Annotated in this window: 21 protein-coding genes; 14 read left to right on the top strand and 7 right to left on the bottom strand. The window is 71.5% G+C overall.

Annotation, left to right across the window (positions count from 1 at the left end):
* The first annotated feature begins 8 nt into the window (after positions 1 to 8).
* Genes ACWC5C_RS20490 through ACWC5C_RS20505 form a run of 4 tightly spaced genes read left to right on the top strand, consistent with a single transcriptional unit; the run spans position 9 to position 4,162 of the window.
* Complete coding sequence (locus ACWC5C_RS20490; RefSeq protein WP_450877147.1) at positions 9 to 1,817, top strand: FAD-dependent monooxygenase; 1,809 nt, start codon at positions 9 to 11, stop codon at positions 1,815 to 1,817.
* Positions 1,804 to 2,193 (top strand): limonene-1,2-epoxide hydrolase family protein, encoded by a 390-nt coding sequence (locus ACWC5C_RS20495; protein WP_450877149.1) that lies wholly within the window; start codon positions 1,804 to 1,806, stop codon positions 2,191 to 2,193. Before ACWC5C_RS20490 ends, ACWC5C_RS20495 begins: the two co-directional genes overlap by 14 nt.
* Positions 2,194 to 2,195: 2 nt before the next feature.
* Positions 2,196 to 3,389, top strand: coding sequence for a hypothetical protein (locus tag ACWC5C_RS20500; protein WP_450877151.1), 1,194 nt, complete (start codon positions 2,196 to 2,198; stop codon positions 3,387 to 3,389).
* A 14-nt stretch (positions 3,390 to 3,403) separates the two neighbouring features.
* Complete coding sequence (locus tag ACWC5C_RS20505; protein ID WP_450877153.1) at positions 3,404 to 4,162, top strand: transmembrane-type terpene cyclase; 759 nt, start codon at positions 3,404 to 3,406, stop codon at positions 4,160 to 4,162.
* Here ACWC5C_RS20505 and ACWC5C_RS20510 read toward each other — a convergent pair.
* From ACWC5C_RS20510 to ispH, 4 genes are all read right to left on the bottom strand, one after another.
* Positions 4,142 to 4,585: a response regulator transcription factor gene (locus ACWC5C_RS20510; RefSeq protein ID WP_450877155.1), complete on the bottom strand. Its 444-nt coding sequence runs from the start codon at positions 4,583 to 4,585 to the stop codon at positions 4,142 to 4,144. The two genes, ACWC5C_RS20505 and ACWC5C_RS20510, sit on opposite strands and share 21 nt — an antisense overlap.
* Positions 4,586 to 5,084: 499 nt before the next feature.
* Positions 5,085 to 6,260: a flavodoxin-dependent (E)-4-hydroxy-3-methylbut-2-enyl-diphosphate synthase gene (gene ispG / locus ACWC5C_RS20515; RefSeq protein ID WP_385436601.1), complete on the bottom strand. Its 1,176-nt coding sequence runs from the start codon at positions 6,258 to 6,260 to the stop codon at positions 5,085 to 5,087.
* Entirely contained in the window at positions 6,257 to 8,086 is a 1,830-nt protein-coding gene (locus ACWC5C_RS20520; protein WP_450877157.1) for a 1-deoxy-D-xylulose-5-phosphate synthase, read from the bottom strand. Before ACWC5C_RS20520 ends, ispG begins: the two co-directional genes overlap by 4 nt.
* A gap of 11 nt (positions 8,087 to 8,097) precedes the next feature.
* Positions 8,098 to 9,099, bottom strand: coding sequence for a 4-hydroxy-3-methylbut-2-enyl diphosphate reductase (gene ispH / locus ACWC5C_RS20525; RefSeq protein ID WP_450877159.1), 1,002 nt, complete (start codon positions 9,097 to 9,099; stop codon positions 8,098 to 8,100).
* A gap of 239 nt (positions 9,100 to 9,338) precedes the next feature.
* On the opposite strand from ispH, the gene ACWC5C_RS20530 reads away from it, so the two are divergent.
* From ACWC5C_RS20530 to ACWC5C_RS20545, 4 genes are all read left to right on the top strand, one after another.
* Positions 9,339 to 10,097 carry an IclR family transcriptional regulator gene (locus ACWC5C_RS20530; protein ID WP_450877161.1) on the top strand — a complete coding sequence of 253 codons (759 nt, stop codon included), beginning with the start codon at positions 9,339 to 9,341 and terminating at the stop codon, positions 10,095 to 10,097.
* A 185-nt stretch (positions 10,098 to 10,282) separates the two neighbouring features.
* Positions 10,283 to 12,163 (top strand): APC family permease, encoded by a 1,881-nt coding sequence (locus tag ACWC5C_RS20535; protein ID WP_450877163.1) that lies wholly within the window; start codon positions 10,283 to 10,285, stop codon positions 12,161 to 12,163.
* Positions 12,164 to 12,233: 70 nt separating this feature from the next.
* On the top strand, positions 12,234 to 12,569 hold the full coding sequence (locus ACWC5C_RS20540) for an ArsR/SmtB family transcription factor (protein ID WP_450877368.1): 336 nt from the start codon (positions 12,234 to 12,236) through the stop codon (positions 12,567 to 12,569).
* 1 nt (position 12,570) lies between these two features.
* Positions 12,571 to 13,272, top strand: coding sequence for a cation transporter (locus ACWC5C_RS20545; RefSeq protein ID WP_450877165.1), 702 nt, complete (start codon positions 12,571 to 12,573; stop codon positions 13,270 to 13,272).
* 10 nt (positions 13,273 to 13,282) lie between these two features.
* Here the strand turns inward: ACWC5C_RS20545 and ACWC5C_RS20550 are convergent, their stop codons facing one another.
* Positions 13,283 to 14,218 carry a LysR family transcriptional regulator gene (locus tag ACWC5C_RS20550; RefSeq protein WP_450877167.1) on the bottom strand — a complete coding sequence of 312 codons (936 nt, stop codon included), beginning with the start codon at positions 14,216 to 14,218 and terminating at the stop codon, positions 13,283 to 13,285.
* Positions 14,219 to 14,353: 135 nt separating this feature from the next.
* Between ACWC5C_RS20550 and ACWC5C_RS20555 the strand changes: the two genes are divergently transcribed.
* From ACWC5C_RS20555 to ACWC5C_RS20575, 5 genes are all read left to right on the top strand, one after another.
* Complete coding sequence (locus ACWC5C_RS20555; RefSeq protein WP_450877169.1) at positions 14,354 to 15,619, top strand: MFS transporter; 1,266 nt, start codon at positions 14,354 to 14,356, stop codon at positions 15,617 to 15,619.
* Positions 15,616 to 16,725 carry an ABC transporter substrate-binding protein gene (locus ACWC5C_RS20560; RefSeq protein ID WP_450877171.1) on the top strand — a complete coding sequence of 370 codons (1,110 nt, stop codon included), beginning with the start codon at positions 15,616 to 15,618 and terminating at the stop codon, positions 16,723 to 16,725. Before ACWC5C_RS20555 ends, ACWC5C_RS20560 begins: the two co-directional genes overlap by 4 nt.
* A gap of 169 nt (positions 16,726 to 16,894) precedes the next feature.
* Positions 16,895 to 19,117, top strand: coding sequence for an MMPL family transporter (locus tag ACWC5C_RS20565; RefSeq protein ID WP_450877173.1), 2,223 nt, complete (start codon positions 16,895 to 16,897; stop codon positions 19,115 to 19,117).
* A gap of 119 nt (positions 19,118 to 19,236) precedes the next feature.
* The gene (locus ACWC5C_RS20570; RefSeq protein ID WP_450877175.1) at positions 19,237 to 20,520 is read left to right on the top strand and encodes a sensor histidine kinase; all 1,284 of its coding nucleotides are present in this window, start codon (positions 19,237 to 19,239) and stop codon (positions 20,518 to 20,520) included.
* Positions 20,517 to 21,203: a response regulator transcription factor gene (locus ACWC5C_RS20575; RefSeq protein ID WP_385436589.1), complete on the top strand. Its 687-nt coding sequence runs from the start codon at positions 20,517 to 20,519 to the stop codon at positions 21,201 to 21,203. The genes ACWC5C_RS20570 and ACWC5C_RS20575 overlap by 4 nt, the downstream gene beginning before the upstream one ends.
* 7 nt (positions 21,204 to 21,210) lie before the next feature.
* On the opposite strand, the gene ACWC5C_RS20580 is transcribed toward ACWC5C_RS20575, so the two are convergent.
* Together ACWC5C_RS20580 and ACWC5C_RS20585 are read right to left on the bottom strand one after the other, a co-directional pair.
* On the bottom strand, positions 21,211 to 21,831 hold the full coding sequence (locus ACWC5C_RS20580) for a LysE family translocator (protein ID WP_450877178.1): 621 nt from the start codon (positions 21,829 to 21,831) through the stop codon (positions 21,211 to 21,213).
* 172 nt (positions 21,832 to 22,003) lie between these two features.
* Positions 22,004 to 22,909, bottom strand: a complete 906-nt coding sequence (locus tag ACWC5C_RS20585; protein ID WP_450877180.1) for a hypothetical protein — start codon at positions 22,907 to 22,909, stop codon at positions 22,004 to 22,006.
* Between the two features lie 209 nt (positions 22,910 to 23,118).
* Between ACWC5C_RS20585 and ACWC5C_RS20590 the strand changes: the two genes are divergently transcribed.
* A complete protein-coding gene (locus ACWC5C_RS20590) occupies positions 23,119 to 23,532 on the top strand; it encodes a nuclear transport factor 2 family protein (protein WP_450877182.1) in 414 nt (137 codons plus the stop codon).
* The last annotated feature ends 112 nt before the right edge of the window (positions 23,533 to 23,644 follow it).

The following is a 23,644-nucleotide window of genomic DNA, read 5'->3' on the forward strand; positions in this document are numbered from 1 at the left end:
AAGAACCCATGTATGACATAGAGGTACCCGTTCTCGTTGTCGGTGGCGGCGGCTGCGGACTCAGCGCGTCGGTGTTCCTGTCCGACGCGGGCGTGCGCCACCTGCTGGTGGAGCGCCGCGAATCGACCTCGGTCCTCCCCAGGGCGCACTATCTGAACCAGCGCACCATGGAGATGTTCCGGCAGCACGGCATCGCCGACGACGTCTACCGGATCAGCGCCCCGCTGGCCAACATGAGCGAGGTCGTCTGGCGCACCTCGCTGGCCGGTGACGACCCCGTGGACGCGCGGGAGTTGCACCGGATGGACGCCTTCGGCGGCGGCAGCACCGCCGCTCCGTACGCGGCCGACAGCCCCGGCCCCTCCACGAACCTGCCGCAGCACCGGCTGGAGCCGCTGCTGCGCCGCCACGCCGAGGAGCGGGCGCCGTCCAGTCTGCTCTTCCACCATGTGATGGAGGAGTTCACCCAGGACGCGGACGGGGTGACCGCGCGGATCACCGACCGGTCGACCGGCGAGACGAAAACCGTGCGCGCCCGCTATCTGCTGGGCGCCGACGGCGGCCGGAGCGTCGGCGCCGCGCTGGGCGTGCCGATGGACGGCGCAGGTGGCGGATTCACCATCCTCTCGGTCCACTTCAGCGCGGACCTCTCCCGCTGGTGGAGCGGCGACTCGGTGCTGATGACCCACATCATCAGCCCCGAGGGCGAGGTGTCCGTGGTCGTCGCGGCCGGACCCGACTGGGGCCTGGCGTCCGACGAATGGGCGCTGCACTTCCGGATGCCACCGGGCGCCGACGCCGATCTCGGCCCGGAGGCGATCGCCGCGCGGGTGCGGGAACTGCTGAAGCTGCCGGAGGACCTGAGCCTGCGGGTCCACCATGTGAGCGAGTACCGGCCGGAGGCCGTCGTGGCCCGGTCCTTCCGCTCCGGCCGGGTCTTCCTCGCCGGGGACGCCGCCCACCGGCAGCCGCCCGCGAACGGCGGCGGCCTGAACACGGCGGTCCAGGACGCGCACAACATCGCCTGGAAGCTCGGGGCCGTGCTCGGCGGTCAGGCCGACGACGCGCTGCTCGACTCCTACGAGGCGGAACGGCTGCCCGTCGCCACGCGCAACGTGGGATGGGCGATGTTCAGCCTGCGCAACTACGGGGTCCTGTTCGGGAGCCTCGGTGTGCAGCCCGGGCAGCCCGAGGCCACCCGGGCGAGCTTCTGCGAGCTGCTCTCCGACACCCCGATGGGGGAGACCCGGCGGGCCGTGGTGCGCGAGGTGTTCGGCACCCAGCGGATCGAGTACCAGGCGCACGACATCGAACTCGGCCACCGCTACGAGACCGGCGCGGTGATCCCGGACGGTACCCCGCCACCGCCCCGGGACGCGATGGGCGCCACGTACCATCCGCTCACCCGGCCGGGGCACCGGCTGCCGCACGCGTGGCTGCGGCACGGCGACACCCGGGTGTCCACACACGACCTGGTCGGCAACAGCGGCGGCTTCGTGCTGATCACCGGGGTGCTGGGCGAGAGCTGGGCGGTCGCGGCCAAGAAGGCCGCGGACACCCACGGTGTGGCGCTCACCGTGGTGCCCATCGGGAGCAGATCCGACGAGGCGGGCCACTGGGACGCCGACGGCACCTGGGCCTCGGTGCGCCAGATCGACGACGGTGGTGCCATCCTCGTACGCCCGGACAACCATGTGGCGTGGCGCGGCGCCACCGCGAGCGAACACCCCGACGAGGACCTGGACGCGGTGTTCCGCGCGCTGCTCGTACGCCCCGTACCGGCGGCCGAGGGGAGCCGGGCCGATGACCGCCGATAAGCACCAGCTGATCGTCCGGGAGTTCCTGGCCGCGATGGGCCCGACGCCCGCTGACGTCCGCGCCGCGGTGGACCGCTTCCTGAGCGACGACTGCGTATGGGAGAACCCCGGAGCCCCGGTGTGCCGGGGCAAGGGGGAGATCCTCGCCCTCATGCCCGCCGACTTCGCACGGCTGGAGGTCAGGTTCCGGCACCTGGCCACGACCGGCGACACCGTCCTGGCCGAGCGCATCGAGAACATGTTCCGCACCGACGGCACACCCATCGCGCGGAACCTCAGGGTGATGGCGGCGTTCGAACTGCGGGACGGCCGTATCAGCGCCTGGCGGGACTACTACGACAGCACCAACCTCCTGTCCGAGCACCCGGAATGGTAGCCATGACGAATACCCGAACGGATCCGATGGAACTGCGAACGGAACTTGTCGACAGGGTCCACAAGTTCGGGCCCGTCTTCGCGGACGGTGTCGCCGAGGGGGAGCGGGAGCGGAGGCTGCCCGAGAGCAGCGTCCGGGCCATCGACGACTCGCAGGTCAGCAGGTGCTGGACCGCGCGCGCCTACGGCGGGCTCGAAACCGACGTGCGGACGCTGAGCGAGGTCACCAAGGCCCTCTCCCACTACTGCCCGTCCACCTCGTGGGTGGTCAACAACATCAACGGGTCGAACCTGCTCGCCGCGAAGTTCCCCCAGGCGGCCCGGGACGAGGTGTTCGGGACCAACCCCGGCGCCAAGCTGGCCTCGATCTTCGCGGCGCAGGGCACGGCGGTCCGGACCACGGGCGGCTATCTGCTCACCGGCGCCTGGCCGTACGGCACCGGCATTCTCCACGCCGACTGGGCGATCCTGATCGCGAAGGAACTGGGCGCGGACGGGGCACCGGTGGGCGGGCTCTCCATCCTGGTGCCCACCGCGGACCTGACGATCGAGGACACCTGGCACACCGTGGGCATGCGCGCCACCGGCAGCCACACCGCCGTGGCCACGGAGGTGTTCGTCCCCGAGCACCGGGTGATTCCGGCCGCGCTGCAGCGGGGGCGGGAGAACGCCACCGACACCACGCTGCCGCCGCTGTTCCGGTCGGCCGCGATCGCGGCCATGGCCACCATCTGCGCCTCGGTGGTGATCGGCGTCGGCCAGGCGGCGCGCGCGTTCGTGGTCGAGCGGGCGCCGGGCCGGGGCATCGCGCCCACCGGCTTCGCGAGCCAGCCGGACTCACCCACCTTCGTGTCCGCCCTCGGCAAGACGGCACTCCAGATCGACGCGGCCGAGCTGCATGTGAACCGGGCCGCCGACGCGATCGACGCGGCCGCCGCCGCGGCCACCGCGCTTCCCGACAGCGAACTCCTGCGCATCCGCGGTGACGTCGGGCAGGCGGTGAACCTGGTGACCGTCGCGCTGGACGAGCTGATGTGGGCCCATGGCGCGGCCGCGTTCGCCCAGTCGAATCCGATGCAGCAGTACTGGCGGGACGCCAACACCGCGGCCCGGCACGCGATGCTCAACGTCCACGTCGGCCATGAACTCTACGGCGGGGCGTTCTTCGGCCTGGACCCCATCGTCCCCAGCCTCTGACCGCGAGGAACCCCATGAGCTGGCTTCCCCCTTATCTCCTTCAGATGTCAGAGGTCGCGCCGGTGACGGTGGGGCAGGCCGACGTCCCCGGCTGGCTTTTCTGGTCGGTCGCCGGGCCGACGGCGGTGGGCTGGACACTGACCTACATCCTGGCCATCCGGCAGGCCTTCAGGGACGGCCGGGTGGGCATTCCCGCCTACCTGGTGGCGGTGAACTTCGCCTGGGAATTCAGCCTGGGATTCCTGCTGGAACAGACACCGACACAGCGGCAGATCAACCTTTTCTGGGTCGTCTTCAACGTCATCCTGCTGTATCAGGCGTTCCGGTACGGGCGACGCGACCATCCCGAGCTGTCGCCGCGTACCTTTACCTGGACGCTCGCCGGCGTGCTGATATGGGCGGCGCTGATCGTGATGGCGGGCGCGAATGAGTTTCACGACCGCGACGGAATGTACACCGGAATGATCATCCAGGTGCCGCTGAGCGCCTCATTCCTCCTGATGCTCAAACGGCGCGGGTCCAGTGTGGGACAGTCCATGTACATCGCCGTCGCGAAGTTCACCGGATCCGTGTTCGCCGGGCTGACCGCTTTTATCGTCTACCCGTCCCACCTGCTGTTCCTGGTGCTGGTCCCGACCTATGTCGGCCTGGACATCGCCTACCTGGTGATGCTGCGCAGGGCGATGCGCGCGGAGGGGCGGCCCCTGTGGGCGAGGCGCCATGGCGCCCTGCCCGCACCCGGCGCCCCACGGTCAGATCACGCCACTGCGTAGCGCGTACGCCACGGCGTGGGGCCGGTTGCGCAGATTGAGACGCCTGGTGACCTCGAAGACGACCCGCTTCACCGCCCGCTCCGAGAAGCACAGCTTCTCGGCGATCTCGGCGGTGTTCAGGCCCTCCGACATGAGCCGCAGGACATCGATCTCGCGCGGGGTCAGCCCGGAGAGGTGCAGACCGCGCGGCGACAGCACCTCGCGCTGGACCCGCTCCACCTGGCGGAGCAGCTCGCCGAGCATCTGCGAGGGCAGCACGCCCCCGCCGGACGCGGCGGTCCGTACCGCCTCCTCGATACGCTCACTGGTGGCGCCCACGCGCAGCAGCACCGCGACGACGTTGCACTCCACCACGGTGAGCAGATCGGCCCGGTCGACCTCACAGGCGATCAGAACCACTGGTACGTCCAGGGTTTCCTTCATTGTGCGCAATGCCGACGCCGTTTCCACGGTAATCTTCTCCGCGACGAACACAGCGACATCGGCCGAAGCACGGTGCTCGCCCGATACGACTTCGATGTGCCCAGTCGCGTCGAGATGGCTGCTGACTGCCCTGTACGTCAGGGGATCCGGTGCCCGCACCAGCGTTCGAATCAGGTTTGCCGTAGTCCTATTGCCCACGACCGCTCCCAAAGAATTCACCGTATGCTCACCCAGAGTCTTTTAACTGCTGTGTGCAGAGGGATTCGCCGAGCCTGGTCAACACCCTCGAACTGCCCAGCGGGCAGGGAGGGTTCTTTGCGATCCGGAACGACTTCAAGGACCATACAGTGGCCGAGTTCGCAGAGTCGATGACTTGCGGATGTTCTGGTTTTAAACAGGGGAAAACCCTCGGCCGGGTGCCGAAAGCCTTGAAGACGGCCGCATCGGTGTGCTGCGGCCGTCCTCAAGGCTCTTACCCGAGCGCGGGTTCGCGCTGGGCTCAGTTCCCGGGCGCCCCCGCCCCGTTCAGGACCTGGACCGTCGGCGCGGCGTCGTCCACGGGCTCCATGTCCTCGGCGATGCGCAGCGCTTCCTCGATGAGGGTCTCCACGATCCGGTGCTCGGGAACGGTCTTGACGACCTCGCCCTTGACGAAGATCTGGCCCTTGCCGTTGCCGGACGCCACACCGAGGTCGGCCTCGCGCGCCTCGCCGGGGCCGTTCACCACGCACCCCATCACGGCGACCCGCAGCGGTACCTCCATGCCTTCCAGCCCCGCGGTGACCTCGTCGGCGAGCTTGTAGACATCCACCTGGGCGCGCCCGCACGAGGGGCAGGACACGATCTCCAGCTTGCGCGGCCGCAGATTCAGCGACTGCAGGATCTGCACACCGACCTTGACCTCCTCCACCGGCGGAGCCGACAGGGACACCCGGATCGTGTCGCCGATGCCCTGGCGCAGCAGCGCGCCGAACGCGACGGCCGACTTGACGGTGCCCTGGAACGCCGGACCCGCCTCGGTGACGCCCAGGTGCAGCGGGTAGTCGCAAGCTTCGGCGAGGATCTCGTACGCGCGCACCATGACCACGGGGTCGTTGTGCTTCACCGAGATCTTGAGGTCGTGGAAGTCGTGCTCGGCGAAGAGCGAGGCCTCCCACAGCGCCGACTCGGCCAGTGCCTCGGGCGTGGCCTTGCCGTACTTCTCCATCAGGCGCTTGTCCAGCGACCCCGCGTTCACCCCGATCCGGATCGGGGTGCCGTGGTCCTTGGCGGCGCGGGCGATGTCGGCGACCCGGTCGTCGAACTTCTTGATGTTGCCGGGGTTGACGCGGACCGCGGCGCATCCGGCCTCGATGGCGGCGAACACGTACTTGGGCTGGAAGTGGATGTCGGCGATGACCGGGATCTGGGACTTCCTGGCGATCGCGGGCAGCGCCTCGGCGTCGTCCGCGCTCGGGCAGGCCACGCGGACGATGTCGCAGCCCGCCGCGGTGAGTTCGGCGATCTGCTGCAGGGTGGCGTTGATGTCGGCCGTGACGGTCGTGGTCATCGACTGCACCGAGACGGGGTGGTCACTGCCGACCCCGACCGGGCCGACCTGCAGCTGGCGGGTCTTGCGGCGCTCTCCGAGCACCGGAGGCGGCAGTGCGGGTATACCGAGCGCGACCTGGGTCACCGCGGTGTCCTTTCCACGTGGTTGGCGTGCCGTGTCGCCAGGGCACTGTGCAGCGTGAGCGCGGTGTCGGCGATGGACTCCCCGGTGAGACCGTGCTCGGCGAGGATGGCCGAACGCTCGCCGTGGCTCAGGAACTCATGGGGCAGCCCCAGGGTGTGCACCGGTGTCCAGACCTGGGCGTCGGCGCACGCCTGCGCCAGCGCCGTGCCCACACCCCCGGCGCGCGTGCCGTCCTCGACGGAGAGCACCAGCCGGTGACGGGACGCCAGATGCGTCAGGGTCGGGTTGACCGGCAGCAGCCAGCGCGGATCCACCACGGTCGTCCCGATGCCGTGTTCCGCCAGCAGCTCCGCCGCGCGGAGGGCGGGGGAGGCGAGGACTCCGGCGGAGACGAGCAGGACATCGAGCGGCTGGGACCGGCTGCGGTGCAGCACGTCCAGCCCGTCCATGCGGGTGAGGGCGGGGATCTCGGGGCCCGCGCCGCCCTTCGGGAACCGCAGCGCCGTGGGGCCGTCGTGGACGTCCACCGCCTCGCGCAGCAGCTCGGCCAGCTGGGCGGTGTCACGTGGCGACGCGACCCGCATGCCCGGTACCCCGCCGAGCAGCGCGAGATCCCACATGCCGTGGTGGCTGGCGCCGTCGGGGCCGGTGACGCCCGCGCGGTCCAGGACGAAGGTCACCGGCAAGCCGTGCAGGCCCACGTCCATCATCAGCTGGTCGGCGGCGCGGCCCAGGAACGTGGCGTACAGGCACACCACCGGGTGCCGTCCACCCATCGCCAGCCCCGCCGCGCTGGTGACGGCGTGCTGCTCGGCGATGCCCACGTCGAAGACGCGGTCCGGGAACCGCTGGGAGAACCGGTGGAGGCCGACCGGGCGCAGCATCGCGGCGGTCAGCGCGACGATGTCGGGCCGTCCGGCGGCGACGCTCGCCAGCTCCTCGCCGAACACCCCGGTCCAGCTGGGCGAGCCGCTGGAGCGCGGGCGCCCCGTCGTGGGGTCGATGACCCCGATGCCGTGCATCCGGTCCGCCTCGTCCTGCTCGGCGGGGGCGTAGCCGAGTCCCTTCCGGGTGACGCAGTGGACCACGACCGGGCGGTCCAGCTCCGCCGCGTGGCGGTAGGCCGCCTCCAGCGCGGCGATGTCGTGTCCGTCCACCGGGCCGAGGTAGGCGAGGCCGAGGTTCTCGAACAGGTTCTGGCCTTCGTGGCGGCCTTCGCGCAGCGCGGCCAGATGGTCGGCCAGGCCGCCGACCGTGGGGTCGTACGAGCGGCCGTTGTCGTTGAGGACCGCCACCACCCGGTCCTCGCTCTGGCCGAGGTTGTTCAGGGACTCCCAGGCCAGGCCCCCGGTCAGCGCGCCGTCGCCGATCACCGCGACCACGCGGCGGTGCGCCTCACCGGCCAGCCGCTGGGCCTTGGCCAGGCCGTCCGCGTACGACAGGGCCGTGGCGGCGTGCGAGTTCTCCACGTGGTCGTGCGGGGACTCGGCGCGCATCGGGTAGCCGGACAAGCCTCCGGCCGCGCGGAGCGTGGCGAAGGCGTCCTGCCTGCCGGTGAGGATCTTGTGGACGTAGGACTGGTGACCGGTGTCGAAGACGATGCGGTCGGTCGGCGAGTCGAAGACGCGGTGCAGGGCGATGGTCAGCTCGACCACGCCGAGGTTCGGGCCGAGGTGTCCGCCGGTGGCGGCGACACGTTCGACCAGGAAGTCCCTGATCTCGCTTGCCAGCACCGGGAGTTGATCCGGGGGCAACTCCTTGAGCTGCCGGGGTCCCAGGACACTGCTCAGGACGGTGGACGCGGTTGACGCAGAAGTGGACGACATGGCTCCCCCGTTCAGCTCGTAGATCCGTCCGCCGATGGCTCCGTATCGCCGCGCAGCGCGGAGGGCAGTTCGAAGCGCACGGTCTCGCGGGTGATCTCACGTTCCTCGACGGAGACCGGGCCGAACTCGCCCAGCGCGGTCACGACCTCCGAGACCAAGTGGTGCGGGGCCGAAGCACCGGCGGTGAGCGCGATCGTGCGCACTCCCTCCAGCCATTCGGGCCGGATGTCGGCGGCACTGTCGATCAGATGGGCCGGGGTGCCCTGGCGGCGGGATAGTTCCACCAGGCGGACGGAGTTGGAGGAGTTGGTCGAGCCGACGACCAGGGCGAGGTCGGACTCCCCGATGATCGCGTTGAGCGCCTTCTGGCGGTTCGTGGTGGCGTAGCAGATGTCTTCGGACGCCGGTTCGTGCAGCAGCGGGAACCGCTCCCGCAGGGCGCCGACGACCTCGGCGGTCTCATCGACCGAGAGCGTGGTCTGGGTGAGGTAGGAGATCTGCCGCGCATCGGCCGGTGACAGGTTTCGCACGTCCTCGACCGTCTCGACCAGCACCGTGGACTCCGGCGCCTCCCCGAGGGTGCCCTCGACCTCCTCGTGCCCTGCGTGGCCGACGAGCACGACGGTGTCGCCGCGCCCCGCGAAACGGCGGGCCTTGGCGTGGACCTTGGCGACCAGCGGGCAGGTTCCGTCGATGACGTCGAGGGCGCGGCGATCCGCCTCCTCGCGCACGGCGGGGGACACCCCGTGTGCGGAGAACACCACCGTCGCGCCGTCGGGCACCTGGTCCAGTTCGTCCACGAACACCGCGCCCCGCCCCGCGAGATCGCCGACGACGGACACGTTGTGCACGATCTCCTTGCGGACGTAGACCGGAGCGCCGCGCGACTCCAGAGCTTCCTCGACGATCTCGATGGCCCGCTCGACACCGGCGCAGAAGGACCGAGGGCCGGCCAGCAGGACGCGACGTGCGCCGCCGTTCTCCACATGCTCGTCCGAGCTTACGTAAGCCATGTTTCCGGAGACTAGGAAGGCGATGTCCTCCGATCAACGCGCGATTCCACTTTCCCGAACGGTCGCTGCGGCGGTGCGTCGAGGCTCTGTCACAAAGGGACTGATCGCATGGCCCCACGGGACAACAGCCTCCGGTGATCTTGAGTTGACCGCCCGGGCGCAGGTAGCCATGAACAGTGAACGCTGGACGGAATTCTCGGACGCTGGCCCGTGGAGCAGCCGCGGATGAGGTGGTTGAGATGGACGCGACCGGATCCGCGGGAGGCCCGCTGCGGAAGGCGCTCGCCGTCCTCGAGGCCCTGGCCGGGGCGTCGCGGCCACTCACCCTGTCGGAGCTGGCCCGGCTGGTCGGCCAGCCGAAGTCGACCCTGCACCGCACCATGCGGGTGCTGACCGATCTCCGTCTCGCCGTCCGCAGGGAGTCGAAGTACTACGAGGTCGGGGACTACCTGTCCCAGATGGCCGCCACGAGCGGCGCGGCCCGGGCGCAGAGTCTCAGCTACCCGATCACCCCCTTCCTCATCGAGCTGTTCCAGCTCACCCACAAGATCGTCAGCGTGGGCATGCTGTCGGGTACGAACGTCCACCATGTCGGGACCCTCTACCGCCAGGAACACGCCCGGCTCGCGATGGCGCTGCGCCACCCGTTCCCGGCGCACTGCTCGGCGGCGGGCAGGCTCCTGATCGCCAAGAGCACCCGGAACCCGGCGGACGTCGGTGGCACCGCGCTGGTCGCGGACACGCGGTGGACCGTCACCGGGACGGACACGATGCGGCGCGAGTTCGAGCAGATCCGGCGCACCGGACTGTCCTACGTCAGGAGCGAGCACATCCCCGGCCTGGTCGAGGTGGCCGCCCCGGTCCACCTCGGCAAGTCCGGCCAGGTGGCGGCGATCGTGGTGGGCGACACGGTGAACAACATGGACCTGCGCAGCGTGGGGCGCGTACTGCTGCGGACCGTGGGCGTCATCGAACAGAACCTGGCCGGGGTCTGCTGACGCCCCTCCTCGGGGAGCCCGTGGCGTGCGGCGGAGAGAGCGGGGACGCGCGCCAGGGCGCGGTGTCAGAGGGGCGTCAAAACCACGGCGTGCGGTGCCAGGAATCCGATAAGGGGGCTCGGCCCCGCCCGCTGCGCCGCCCGAAGCTGAGCACCCGATGTGTTCCAACCCGGAGGCGCGACGACATGACGAAGGTGTTCCGTGGCGAGGACCCGGCCGCGGCCGTGAGCGGGGCCGACGAGGAGCCGCCTGATACCGGCGTACGTCCCGATGGCCCCGGCGAGCGGCACCGGCTCACCGCCACCCAGGGCCTGGCGGCGCTGTCGCTGGACGCGATGGCGTCGGTGGCGTACGGGCCGGAGGCCATCGTCCTGGTGCTGGCCGCAGCGGGGGCGCACGGGCTCGGGTTCACGCTGCCGGTCACGCTCGCCATCGCCGGGCTGCTCGCGGTGCTGGTCGCCTCGTACCGGCAGGTCATCGCCTCCTTCCCGAACGGCGGCGGGGCGTACGCGGTGGCCAAGGCCCACCTGGGCAGACGGCCCGCGCTCATCGCCGCCGCGTCGCTGATCCTGGACTACGTCCTCAACGTGGCCGTGTCCGTGACCGCCGGAGTCGCCGCGCTCACCTCCGCCTTCCCGGCCCTGTACGCGGACCGGGTATGGCTCTGCCTGGCCGTGCTCGCGCTGGTGACGGCCGTCAATCTGCGCGGCGTCGTCGAGTCCGCGCGCGCCTTCATCGTCCCCACCGTCGTCTTCGTGGGCTCCATCCTCGCCATCATCGCCGTCGGACTGTTCCGCTCCGCGCCGGTCAGCACCGCCACCGCCGACGGACACGCCACCGCGCTCGGCCACGGCGCGACGACGGTCGGCGCGCTGCTCCTGCTGAAGGCGTTCGCCTCCGGCTGTTCGGCGCTGACCGGCGTCGAGGCCGTCGCCAACGCCGTACCGTCCTTCCGCGCCCCGGCCGCCCGCCGCGCCCAGCGCACCGAGGTGGCGCTCGGCGCGCTGCTGGGCGTCATGCTGATCGGGCTGTCGGTGCTGATCGGCCGCTTCCACCTCCAGCCGGTCGAGGGCATGACCGTCCTGGCCCAGCTCGCGGACGCCTCCCTCGGCCACAACTGGGCCTTCTACGTCGTCCAGTTCGCCACCATGGTCCTGCTCGCGCTGGCCGCCAACACCTCCTTCGGCGGGCTACCGGTCCTGATGAGCCTGCTGGCCCGGGACAACCACCTGCCGCATGTGTTCGCCCTCAAGGCCGACCGCCAGGTCCACCGCCACGGTGTGCTCGCCCTCGCCGCCGCCTCCGCCGCCCTGCTGATCGCGTCCGGCGGGGACACCAACACCCTCGTACCGCTCTTCGCCATCGGCGTCTTCGTCGGCTTCACGCTCTGCCAGACCGGCATGGTCCGCCACTGGCGCGCCGAACGCACCCCCGGCTGGCAGGGCAAGGCCGCGCTCAACGGCTTCGGCGCCCTGCTCACCGGCATCGCGGCGATCGTCGTCACCGCCACCAAGTTCACCGAGGGCGCCTGGCTCATCGTCCTCGCCCTGCCGCTCCTCGTCCTCGCCTTCGGACGCGTCCACCGCGCGTACGCCTCGATCGGCCGGGCCCTGGAACTCGGCCGCATCCCCGACCCACCCCACCCCGGCCACTCCCTGGTCGTCGTCCCCGTCGCCGGACTGTCCCGGCTCACCCGCGAGGCGCTGGGCGCGGCCGCCTCCCTCGGCGACCAGGTGCACGCCGTCACCGTCGTCCACCCCGACCCGGAGGACCGGCGCGCCGCCGAGACGCTGCGCCGCGACTGGGAGCTGTGGAACCCCGGCACCGACCTGATCGACGTCCCCTCCGCCACCCGCTCGCTGGGCCGCCCGATCGTCGCCTACGTGCGCGAGCTGACCGCCCGCCACCCCGAGTCCCGGATCACCGTCCTCATCCCCGAAACCGAACCCGCCCACCTGTGGCAACGACTCCTCCAGAACCAGCGCGGCGCCATCGTCGCCCACGCCCTGCGCCGCGACACCGACGCGGCGATCTGCCGCCTGCGCTTCCGGCTGCCGATGGACTGACGGCGTCAGCCGCTCACGCTCCGGGGATTCATAATGTTCTGGATTCAGCATGACGTGTACTCTCGTCGGTGTGCTGACTCTCGCCGCTGACATCGAGGTGCTGGCGCGGTTCGGCCGCGCCCTCGCCGACCCGATCCGCTGCCGGATCCTGCTCGCCCTGCGCGAGGCTCCGGCGCACCCCGCCGATCTCGCCGACGCCCTGGAGATCTCCCGGACCCGGCTGTCGAACCATCTGACGTGTCTGCGCGACTGCGGGCTGGTCGTCGCGGTGCCGGTCGGTCGTCGTATCCGCTACGAACTCGCCGACGAACGCCTCGGGCACGCGCTGGACGACCTGCGCACCGCCGTGGTGGCCGTCGCGGCGGACAAGACCTGTCCGGACGCGGAGGCGAAGGGCTGCTGCTGAGATGAGCGCGGAGACATCCATCGGCATTGGCCCGTCCCCGGCCCGCCGCGAGGCGCTGGCGAAGCGCATACGGCTGATGGTCGCGGCCACCATCACCTACAACGTCATCGAGGCGGTCGTCGCGATCACCGCCGGGACGCTCGCCTCCTCCACCGCCCTGATCGGCTTCGGCCTGGACTCCGTCATCGAGGTGTCCTCCGCCGCCGCGGTCGCCTGGCAGTTCTCCGCCCGCGACCACGCCGTGCGCGAGGCGAGGGAGAAGACGACCCTGCGGCTCATCGCCGTCTCCTTCTTCGCCCTCGCCGCGTACGTCGCCCTCGACGCGGTCCGGGCGCTGACCGGCACCGGGGAGGCCGAACGCTCCACCCCCGGCATCGTCATCGCCGCGCTGTCCCTGGCCGTGATGCCCTTCCTCTCCGCCGCCCAGCGCACGGCGGGCCGCGAGATCGGCTCCGCCAGCGCGGTCGCCGACTCGAAGCAGACGCTGCTGTGCACCTACCTCTCCGCCGTCCTCCTCGTCGGCCTGGTCCTCAACGCCACCCTCGGCTGGTCCTGGGCCGACCCCATCGCCGCCCTGGTCATCGCCGCCATCGCGGTCAGGGAGGGCCGCGACGCCTGGCAGGGCAAGGGCTGTTGCGCGCCCCCGGCCGCGCCGAACCCTGCGGCCGACGCCTGTGGCTGCTGCGAACCGTCGCCGAAGTGAGGGCGGCGGCTCAGCGCGGAAGCACCCAGTCCGGGGCCCACGTACCGGCGGCGTGGTGGTCGGTCGTCGTGGTGGCGAGGTGGGTGCGGAGGGCGGGTAGGGCCGGGTGGGGGTTGTCGCGGTGCCAGAGGAGGGAGTGCGGGTAGACGGGCACCGGGTCGGTCACCGGGATGCGGCGCAGGCCGTGGCCCGAGGGCCAGACGAGCCGGGTCTGCTCGCTCATGAAGGTGGCCAGGGCCGGGGTGTCGGCGACGGTGTCGAGGAGCGCGTCGGAGCCGAAGTTGGGGCCGGTCGCCTCGATGGTGAGGCCGAACTCGGCGACGAGGTCGTCGTAGTAGGCGGCCCACTCGGTGCCGGGGACGATGCCGGGCATCCAGATCCGGTGCCCGGCGAGCTGAGCGACGGTCACCGACCGGGCGCCCGCCAGGGCGTGGCCGGGGCCGGTGAGGAGCTGGAGCGGTTCGTCGAGCACCCGGACGGACTCGATGTCCTCGGGCAGGGGGCGGCCGGGCATGGCGACGGCGCGGAAGGACGCGTCGATCGCGCCGGACCGGATGGCGGCGACGGCCGCCTCGACGTCGAACAGCATCACCACGTCGAGGTCGATCTCGGGGTGCGCGCGGTGGAAGCCGCGCATCAGGCCCGAGGGCGCGACGCGCGAGGCGATCACGTCGACGCGCAGCGGACGGCTGCCGGGGCGTACGGAGGCGACCGCGCGCTCGGCGGCGCGCAACAGCTCGCGCGCGTGGGGCAGGAACGCCTGCCCGTCGATGGTGAGCCCGGCGCCGCGCGCGGTGCGGGTGAACAGCCGCACGCCGAGGTCGCGCTCCAGCGCGGCGATGCGCTTGGAGACGGCCTGCTGGGTGACCACCAGCTCGGCGGCGGCCTCCTGGAACTGCCCCGCGTCGGCGGCGGCGACGAAGGTCCGGACGGTGTCGAGGTCCACGCCGACACCCTATGGCCACAACCATCGGTTGTGGCTGACGGCTCCGCAGTTGTTTGATCCCAGGTCGCGGCGCTCGCTTTGATTCTTCCGATCGCGGATCGGTTGTGCGGAGCGGAATGGTGAGGGGCGTCGGGCATGAGGAGTGGACAGCGGCTGGGGCGGCGGTTCGGGTGGTTCTGGGGTGCGTACGCCTCCAGCGCGCTCGGCACGTGGCTCGCCTTCGGCGCGTTCCCGCTGATCGCCATCGAGGCGCTGCACGCAGGACCGGCCGAGGTCGCCGCGCTCGCCTCGGTGGGGGCCGCCGTGGGCGCGGCCGTGGCGGTGCCGCTCGGCCCGTGGGTGGAGTTCCGCCGCAAGCGGCCGGTGCTGATCGCGACGGACCTGGTGCGGTGCGCGGCGCTGCTGACGATCCCCGCCGCGTTCGCGCTCGGCGTCCTCACGTACGTACAGCTCCTGCTGGTCTCGGTCGTCGTCGCGGCGGCCGACATCACCTTCCGCGCGGCCTCCGGGGCGTACCTGAAGACGCTGCTCCCGGCCGAGCACCTGCTCGTCGCCAACGCCCGCTTCGAGTCCACGGCCTGGACGACCACGATCATCGGCCCGCCGCTGGGCGGCGCGGCGACCGGGCTCCTCGGCCCGGTGGCCACGGTGGTGGCCGACGCGGTCAGCTACCTGCTCTCGGCCCTCGGGCTCCGCGCGATGGGCGGGCACGAGCCGCCGCCCGAGCGCCAGGAGGCCGCGCGCCTGCGGGCCGGGGACCTGCTCGACGGCTGGCGGTACACCCTCGCCGACGCGGCGCTGCGGCCGCTGTTCTTCAACACCGCCCTGTTCAACGCCCTGGTGATGGCCACCCAGCCGCTGCTGGCCGTCCTGATGCTCGGCCACCTCGGGTTCGCGCCATGGCAGTACGGCCTCGCCTTCGCCGCGCCCTCGATCGCCGGGCTGATCGGCTCGCGGCTGGCCCGGCCGCTCGTCACCCGGTTCGGACAGCGCCGGGTCCTCGTCGTGTCCGGGGCGCTGCGCGCGCTCTGGCCCGTCGGCCTGGCCTTCCTGGGGCCGGGCACCGGAGGGCTGCTGCTGGTGATCGGCGTCGAGCTCGGGCTCATCTTCTGCTGCGGCGTCTTCAACCCCGTCTACACCACCTACCGCCTCGAACGCACCGCGACCGATCGGGTCGCCCGCACCCTGTCCGCCTGGACGGTGACGATCAAGGCCACGACCGCGCTCCTGACGGCCGTCTGGGGCATGCTGGGCAGCCTGCTCGGCCCGCGTACCGCCATCGGCCTGGCGGGCGTGCTCCTGCTGGCGACTCCGCTGCTGCTGCCCCGCCGCCGGTCCGCCACTGAGCGGACAGATAATCGGTTGCCTGGCGGCGATGGCGCTGGATCTACTGCCGCATGACGACGCCACCAGCACCCCTTGAGGCCGAGCGGACCGACGGGACATCCGTCCGGATCGGCGCGCTCGTTCCGCTGACCCGCCCTGGCTGGGCCGAGGCGGGCCACCACCTGCTCGCCGGACTCGAACTGGCCGTATCCGAGGTCAACGACACCGGCGGGATCGCCGGAAGACCACTGGAGCTGGTGGTCCGGGACACCTCGGCCGATCCGCAGAGGGCCACGGCGGCCATCGACGAACTGGCCCGCCTGGGCGTGGCCGCCGTGGCGGGGGAGTACCACAGCGTCGTCGCACGCGCCGCTGCCACCAGGGCCGACGCCCTCGGCCTGCCGTACCTCTGCTCGTCGGCGGTGCTCGACGCGCTCACCGAACAGCCGACGGAATGGGTCGCGCGTCTCTCCCCGCCGCAGTCCCGTGGCTGGCAGCTCTACGGGGACTTCCTCCTCGGCGCGGGCCACCGCCGCATCGCCATAGCGGCCCAGCCGAGCGTCTACTGGGCAGCCGGGACCCGCATCCTGCGGGACTATCTCGCCGCACGCGGCGGCACCGTCATCGAACTGGACATGCTCGCCCCGGAGGCCGTGTGCGACGCACTCGTCGGCCAGCGCGCGACAGCCCTCCTCCTCCTGGTCGGCCACCCGGAACCGGCCGTGCCGATCGTCAAGGCCGTCCGCCGCGACCAGCGCCTCGCCGAGGTCATGATCGGCGCCCCGGCCGGGCAACCGGAGTTCGCCGAATGGGCGGCGTCGCTGGGCGAGGACGGCGCCGGGATCCCGTTCCTGCGCTACCTGCCCGAGCGCCTTGGCCCCCTCGGCGTACGAGTTGAGAGGACCCTGCGCGCGCGGCTGGGCGAAGCGCCTTCCTTCGTCGCCTTCGAGGGCTACGACACGGTCGCCGTCCTCGCCGATGTGCTGCGCTCGTACGGCGCGGACCGGGCGCGCACCGCCGAATCCTGGTCGCGCGTGGCGGTCGAAGGCACTCGCGGGCAGATCCGGTTCTCCCGCACGCCGGGCATCAGCGTGTGGCAATGGGCGGGGGCGCCCCTCCAGGTCGTCGACCGGGATCCGGCGCACCCCGAACGCTTCCGGATCCTGCACACGCCGTCGTAGCCGTCGCCCTCGCGGCAGTGCCGGTCTGTCGTACCAGCGATGGATCCGCCCGGCCCAGTCGTACTGCGTTCTCAGTAGCGGGAAGTGTCGGCAGGCGCACGACGACAGGACGGCCCGCTCCCGGGGAGTCTGGGCGGACAGTCGGCACCAGATGTGGAGACCTCCTGCCGTGGCTACATTCCTTTACCAAGTGGGCCGTCTGGCCTTCCGGCGACGCTGGTACGTCGCCCTGGTCTGGGCGGCCGTCCTGGCCGCTGTCGGGCTGGGCGCCCTCAAGGCTCCGGGGGCCTCCGACGAGGAGTTCTCCATGCCGGGCATCGAGGCCCAGAAGGCGTTCGACCTCATGGAACAGCGCTTCCCCGGCGTCACCGCAGACGGCGCGACAGCCAGGGTCGTGTTCGTCGCGCCGGGCGGTGAGAAGGTCACCGCCACCGAGAACAAGCGGACCGTCGAGAAGGCCGTGGCCGACCTGGCCGACGGCCCCCAGGTCGCGAGCGCCGTCGACCCGTTCCGGGCGAAGGCCGTCAGCAAGGACGGCACGACGGCGTACGCGTCCGTCACCTACAAGGTCGCCGCAGCCGACCTCACCGACGCCAGCACGACGCGGCTGGAGCGGGCCATCGACACGGCCCGGGACTCCGGGCTGACCGTCGAGGCGGGCGGAAGCGCGATGAACGAGGGTGGCGGGCCCGGCGGTGTGGCCGAGGTGGTCGGCGTCGCGATAGCCGCCGTCGTACTGCTCGTCACCTTCGGCTCGCTGGCCGCCGCCGGACTGCCGCTGCTGACCGCGATCATCGGCGTCGGCGTCAGCATGGCCACCATCCTGACCCTGTCCGAGGCGCTGGGCCTGTCCACGACGACCGGCACCCTGGCGATGATGCTGGGCCTCGCGGTCGGCATCGACTACGCCCTGTTCGTCGTCTCCCGCTACCGTGAGGAGCGCGCCAAGGGCCACGCACCGCAGGAGGCGGTCGGTCTGGCGGTCGGCACGGCCGGTTCCGCGGTCGTGTTCGCCGGGCTCACCGTCGTCATCGCGCTGGCCGGACTCGCGGTGGTCGGCATCCCGATGCTCACCAAGATGGGCCTGGCCGCGGCGGGCGCGGTCGTGGTGGCCGTACTGATCGCGCTGACGCTGGTCCCGGCGTTCCTCGGCTTCTGGCCGAACGCCGTGCTCCGGCGCCGGGCCCGCAAGAGCGGCCGTATCGAGGAGAGCACCGAGAACAACGGCGGCACCCGCTGGGCGCGGTTCGTGCTGCGGCGTCCGCTGCCCGTGCTGCTGCTCGGCGTGGTGGGCCTCGGGGCCCTCGCGGTGCCGATGACGAACCTGCAGCTCGGCATGCCGGGTGACGAGGCGAAGTCGACCTCCACCACCGAGCGGCGGGCCTACGACGCGCTCGCCGAGGGGTTCGGGCCGGGCTTCAACGGGCCGCTGACGGTCGTCGTAGATGCGAAGGGGGACGGCGACCCGAAGTCCGCCGCCGCGATGGTCGCGAAGGAGATCGGCGGCACCGAGGGCGTCGTCTCCGTCTCCCCGGCCCGCTTCAACGAAGCCGGTGACACGGCCGTCTTCCAGGTCGTACCGTCCACGGCGCCGACCGACGAGAAGACCAAGGACCTGGTCACGACCATCCGGGACGAGCGGCCCGCGGCCGAGGCCAGGACCGGGGCGACCTTCGAGGTCACCGGCACCACCGCGCTGAACATCGACATCTCCGACAAGGTGCAGTCCGCGCTGATCCCCTACCTGGTCGTCGTGGTGGGCCTCGCGATCGTGCTCCTGCTGGTGGTCTTCCGGTCCCTGCTGGTCCCGCTGAAGGCGGCCGTCGGCTTCCTGCTGTCGGTGCTGGCCTCCCTCGGCGTGGTCGTCCTGGTCTTCCAGCAGGGCCACGGCGCCGAACTCCTCGGCGTGGAACAGACCGGCCCGATCATGAGCCTGATGCCGATCTTCCTGGTGGGCATCGTCTTCGGCCTGGCCATGGACTACGAGGTGTTCCTCGTCTCGCGGATGCGGGAGGCGTACGTCCACGGTGAGCGGCCCGGCCAGGCGGTCACGTCCGGCTTCCGACACAGCGCCCGGGTGGTGGTGGCCGCCGCGCTGATCATGATCGCGGTGTTCGCCGGGTTCGTCGGCGAGAGCGACTCCATGATCAAGATGATCGGGTTCGGACTCGCCGCCGCCGTCCTGTTCGACGCCTTCGTCGTACGGATGGCGATCGTGCCCGCCGTACTCGCCCTGCTCGGCGACAAGGCCTGGTGGCTGCCGAAGTGGCTGGACCGGCTGCTGCCCAACGTCGATGTGGAGGGCGAGGCGCTCAGCCGCCGCCCGGCAGTGGACCAGACTGCTGTCCCGGAAGCGGCCGAGACACCCGGCCGGGAAGCGGCCCGCGTCTGATACGGCCGCCCGACCCACCCCCGCCGGGGCCGCCCGTGGCGCACGACACGGGCGGCCCCGGCAGCCGTCCGCGCGGGGAACGGGCCACGATGGTCCCAGAGCACCGACCGGAGAACCCGATGAGCACCAGCCTTGAGCGTTATACGGACCGTTTCGAGCAGTACGCCGACCGCCACCCCCGCATCGTCGACGTGGCGGTCGTCCTGGCCCTGATGGGGTGCGCGACCCTCGGCAGCGATCTCACGCTGCCCGGCGCCGACCCGCCCGACCAGGGCAGGGCCGCCCTCGTCCTGATGGGCGTGTCCTGCCTCGCCCTGCTCAAGTACCGCACCCACCCGCGCACCGCCGTCGTCGTGACCGGGGTCTGCACGGTGGTCGTGATCGCGCTGGGGTATCTGCTCACCCCGCTGCTGCTGGGCCCGGTCATGGCGGCGCTCTACTGGCTGGCCACGCTCTCCGACCGCAGGACCACCCGCGTCTTCGGCTTCACCACCATGGTGGCGCTGATGGCCGCGTCCGTGGCCTCCGACTCCATGGACAGCCTCTCCGTGGTGCTCAGGACGGTCGGCCCCTTCTTCTGGCTGCTGCTGCCGCTCGCCGCGGGCACCATGACCCGGCTGCGGCGCGCCTACCTGGCCTCGGTGCAGGCCCGCGCCGAACACGCCGAGCACACCCGGGAGGAGGAGGCACGGCTGCGCGTCACCGAGGAGCGCATGCGCATCGCCCGCGAGCTGCACGACGTCGTCGCCCACCACCTGGCCCTGGCCAACGCGCAGGCCGGTACGGCAGCCCACCTCGTACTCAGCAACCCGCGGCAGACGCAGCAGATCCTCACCGACCTGACCGGCACCACGTCCTCCGCGCTGCGCGAGCTGAAGGCCACGCTGGGACTGCTGCGCCAGAACGACGACCCGGCCACCGGAGCGCTGGAGCCGTCCCCCGGCCTCGCCCGCCTGCCCGAACTGGTCTCGGCGTGCGCGTCCGCGGGACTCGCCGTCACGGTCACCACGACAGGGGAGCCGCGCCCGCTCTCGCCCGGGGTGGACCTGACCGCGTTCCGGATCGTGCAGGAGGCGCTCACCAACGTCACCAAGCACGCCGCCGCGGACTCCGCCCACGTACGCCTCGCCTACGCCGGTTCGCGCCTGCTGATCACGGTCAGCAACGACGGCCCGGACACCTCCGGCGCCACGGGTGCCAACGATTGCTTGGAGGCCGTACGGGGCCGGGGCTTCGGCCTCATGGGCATGCGCGAACGCGCCCACACCATCGGCGGCGAACTCCGCGCCGGACCCCGCCCGGAAGGCGGCTTCGAGGTCACCACCGCGCTGCCGCTCCAGCCCTCGGCACCCGAACCGGCCACGGCCGCCACCGATGTTCCCTCAGGAGGAGAAGAGTCATGACCATCAAGGTGCTGCTCGCCGACGACCAGGCCTTGCTGCGGGCCACCTTCCGGATCCTGATCGACTCCTGCGCGGACATGACGGTGGTCGGCGAGGCCTCGGACGGCGCGGAGGCGCTGGAGCTGACCCGCGCCCACCACCCCGACATCGTCCTCATGGACATCCGGATGCCGGGCACCGACGGTCTCGCCGCCACCTCCGCGATCTGCGCCGACCCGGAACTGGCCGCCACCCGCGTGCTCATCCTGACGACGTTCGAGACCGAGGACTACGTCGCCCAGGCGCTGCGCGGCGGCGCCAGCGGCTTCCTCGGCAAGGACGTCACCGCCGACACCCTGCTGGCAGGTCTGCGTACGGTGGCCTCCGGCGAGGCGCTGCTGTCACCCGCCGCGACCCGCACCCTCATCACGAACTTCCTCATGTCCCCCGCCCCCGACACCCACCTCGCGCCCCCGCAGCGCCTGTCGGAACTCACGGTCCGCGAACGCGAGGTGATGGGCCTGGCCGCCGAGGGCAAATCCAACACCGAGATCGCCGAGATCCTCACGGTCAGCCCGCTGACCGTGCGCACCCACGTCCACCGCGCGATGACGAAGCTGGGCGCCCGCGACCGTGCCCAACTGGTCGTCATCGCCTACCAGACGGGCCTGGCCCAGGCGCCCCCGCCGCTGCCGCCCGGGTGACGGGGGCTCACCAGCCGACGATCCGTTCCACCAGCAGGAACACCCCGATGGCGATCATCATCGCCCCGGAGACGCGGGTCACCGCCCGGGCCGCCCCCGGCCGCGTCTTCAGGACCGTACGGGCGAGCACACCGACGCCGAGGTACACCAGCGCGCAGGCCGTCATGTGGAGCGTGCCGAGCAGACCGGTCTGCGCGGCGACCGGCCAGCCGTGGGCGGGGTCGATGAACTGCGGGAACAGCGAGAAGTAGAGCAGCAGCGCCTTGGGGTTCAGGCCGCTGATCCCGACCCCCTTGAGCATGATCTGCAAGCGGGAGGACCCCATGGCCTCGTCGGAGGCCGTCAGCGTGGCGGGCTGCCGCAGCACACCGCAGCCCAGCCACACCAGATACCCGGCCCCGGCGACGGTCAGCGCGGTGAGCACGGTCGCCGAACTCGCCACGATCACCACCAGCCCCGCGACGGCGAGCAGCGTGTACCCGACGTACCCGGCGATCAGCCCGGCGACCGCCGGAACGACCGACCGGTCCCGCAGACCGGCCGAGATCGCGTAGGCCCAGTCGGCCCCCGGGGTGAACACCAGCAGCAGATCCACTGCCAAAAAGGCCGCCAGCGTCGTCAGTTCCATGGTTCGATCCCTCTCATTCCTTGCTCTGAGAGGGAGGCTAGGCGGAATCGGCCCGAATGTGTTTGCGTTCTTACCCCGGAACGGCCTCCGGCGAGGCAGAATCTCTCTCCTAGCCGCCACAGTCCGGAAGATTCTTGCTAAGCCGCAGGTCAGGGGCGTTCGGCGATGCGGGCTAGGACACGGTGAGGATGCGGTGCTGGCCGTGGGCGGCCAGGGGCTTGGCGTCGTGGATGCTGGTGACCCAGGTGACGGCGGCGTACCGGCCGGGGGAGAGCGGCGGGGCGAGGGTGGCTGCCCGGCCCGGGGAGAGCGGCGGGGTGCCCAGCCAGCGGGTGATGTCGAAGGGCGGGGGCGCGGTGTGGTCGAAGAACGCCTGGATGTCGTCCTCGGTGACGGTGTCGTCGGCGATGGGGTAGAGGACCAGTTCGTTGACCTGGCCTCGCATGCGGTTGACGTACCGGAGGGGGCTGCCGGGCCTGAGTTGGCCGCTCAGGTCGAAGCGGGGTCCCAGGCCGGGGGCCTCCCAGGCCGTGAGGGTGGCCGCGGGGGCGGCGGCCGGGGCCTGGTCGCGCGGTGGGCGGACCGTGAGCGTGCGGACGTACTCCTGCCCCGGCGCGGGGTCGCGGCCCCGGTCGCCCTCGAAGTCCAGGAATTCCAGGATCAGATAGCGGCCGGGCTCCAGCCCGATGGTGAAGCCGGTGTCCGTGCCGACGTGGGTGAAGCCGCCCCCGTACAGCTCGGCGGCGGCCATCAGGGCCTTGGCCGCCTCGATGTTCTCCCGGCCCTCGGTCGCGAAAACGCTCCGCAACCGGGTACGGAACTCCGCCTCGCTCACGCCGCGCCGCAGCCGGGCGAGGCCAACGGCGCCCGTCCGGTGGCTGGTAGTCCGTAACCGGAAGGCGACGGCGCCCGCGCGGGTCGCTGAGGGAGCCGAGAAGCCGTCCTCTCCGGTGACGATGTCCAACGCGGGAACGTGTGGGCCGTGGGGCGCGCGTGCTCGCGCCGTGCCGCCCATCACCGCCGTAGCACCCAGCGCCGCCAGGCCCGTCAGGGCGCCGCGTCTGCTGAACCGAACCATGGGATCGTCCTCTCCGAAGGCGTTGCCACCCACACCTGCCACATCGCGCATCACTCCGACTCGGATAGAGACGCGGACCGGCCGGCGACCGTTGCCTGCACCTGCCGCAAGGTGGACCGTGGCGTGGCCGTGGCCAACTGGTGGGTGGGTCGGCGATGATGACGGAAACCCGCCAGCCCTGCCCCCGCCGCCCCGCCTACTGTCGCGGCATGTCACAGGACAGTCGCACCATCGTCGAGGCCGCATGGCAGGCGTTCGCCACTCATGACGCCGATCAGATATCCGCGGTCTTCACCGAGGACGCCGAATGGCTCGCTCCGCCGGGAAACGCCACCGCGATCGCCCTGGACGCCCCGAGCCACATGGTCGGCAAGCGCGCGATCACACGCTTCCTCGCCGACGACTTCCCCCGGCTGTTCGTGCGCGACGTCGCGGTCACCTTCCACGGCTTCCACGTCGACGGAGATCGGGTGATCGTGGAGGAAACCATGGCGGCGACTCTGGCCGACGGCAACCACTACGCCAACGACTACTGCCTCGTCTTCGAACTCCGGGACGGCCTCATCCACCGGGTCCGCGAGTACATGGATACCGCCCGCGGACACCGCATGATCAGCTTCTGAGGCTGTAGTGGAGCAGACGGGAACGGGCGGTCTTCTCGTCCAGCCGCAGGCACACGAGCCGCGCAGCTGCGCCGCCTTCGGCGCGCCCAGCGTGCCGTCGTACACCCACCAC

Source organism: Streptomyces sp. NPDC001700, assembly GCF_053596435.1.

Excerpts from the sequence above, each read along its gene's own strand:
- ACWC5C_RS20555 (WP_450877169.1), top strand. The coding sequence starts at position 14,354 with ATGAGGAGTGGACAGCGGCTGGGGCGGCGGTTCGGGTGGTTCTGGGGT.
- ACWC5C_RS20510 (WP_450877155.1), bottom strand. The coding sequence starts at position 4,585 with ATGAAGGAAACCCTGGACGTACCAGTGGTTCTGATCGCCTGTGAGGTC.
- ACWC5C_RS20590 (WP_450877182.1), top strand. The coding sequence starts at position 23,119 with ATGTCACAGGACAGTCGCACCATCGTCGAGGCCGCATGGCAGGCGTTC.
- ACWC5C_RS20545 (WP_450877165.1), top strand. The coding sequence starts at position 12,571 with ATGAGCGCGGAGACATCCATCGGCATTGGCCCGTCCCCGGCCCGCCGC.
- ACWC5C_RS20490 (WP_450877147.1), top strand. The coding sequence starts at position 9 with ATGTATGACATAGAGGTACCCGTTCTCGTTGTCGGTGGCGGCGGCTGC.
- ACWC5C_RS20585 (WP_450877180.1), bottom strand. The coding sequence starts at position 22,909 with ATGGTTCGGTTCAGCAGACGCGGCGCCCTGACGGGCCTGGCGGCGCTG.
- ACWC5C_RS20500 (WP_450877151.1), top strand. The coding sequence starts at position 2,196 with ATGACGAATACCCGAACGGATCCGATGGAACTGCGAACGGAACTTGTC.
- ACWC5C_RS20560 (WP_450877171.1), top strand. The coding sequence starts at position 15,616 with ATGACGACGCCACCAGCACCCCTTGAGGCCGAGCGGACCGACGGGACA.
- ispH (WP_450877159.1), bottom strand. The coding sequence starts at position 9,099 with ATGGCTTACGTAAGCTCGGACGAGCATGTGGAGAACGGCGGCGCACGT.
- ACWC5C_RS20520 (WP_450877157.1), bottom strand. The coding sequence starts at position 8,086 with ATGTCGTCCACTTCTGCGTCAACCGCGTCCACCGTCCTGAGCAGTGTC.
- ACWC5C_RS20495 (WP_450877149.1), top strand. The coding sequence starts at position 1,804 with ATGACCGCCGATAAGCACCAGCTGATCGTCCGGGAGTTCCTGGCCGCG.
- ACWC5C_RS20505 (WP_450877153.1), top strand. The coding sequence starts at position 3,404 with ATGAGCTGGCTTCCCCCTTATCTCCTTCAGATGTCAGAGGTCGCGCCG.
- ACWC5C_RS20575 (WP_385436589.1), top strand. The coding sequence starts at position 20,517 with ATGACCATCAAGGTGCTGCTCGCCGACGACCAGGCCTTGCTGCGGGCC.
- ACWC5C_RS20530 (WP_450877161.1), top strand. The coding sequence starts at position 9,339 with ATGGACGCGACCGGATCCGCGGGAGGCCCGCTGCGGAAGGCGCTCGCC.
- ACWC5C_RS20580 (WP_450877178.1), bottom strand. The coding sequence starts at position 21,831 with ATGGAACTGACGACGCTGGCGGCCTTTTTGGCAGTGGATCTGCTGCTG.
- ACWC5C_RS20570 (WP_450877175.1), top strand. The coding sequence starts at position 19,237 with ATGAGCACCAGCCTTGAGCGTTATACGGACCGTTTCGAGCAGTACGCC.
- ACWC5C_RS20535 (WP_450877163.1), top strand. The coding sequence starts at position 10,283 with ATGACGAAGGTGTTCCGTGGCGAGGACCCGGCCGCGGCCGTGAGCGGG.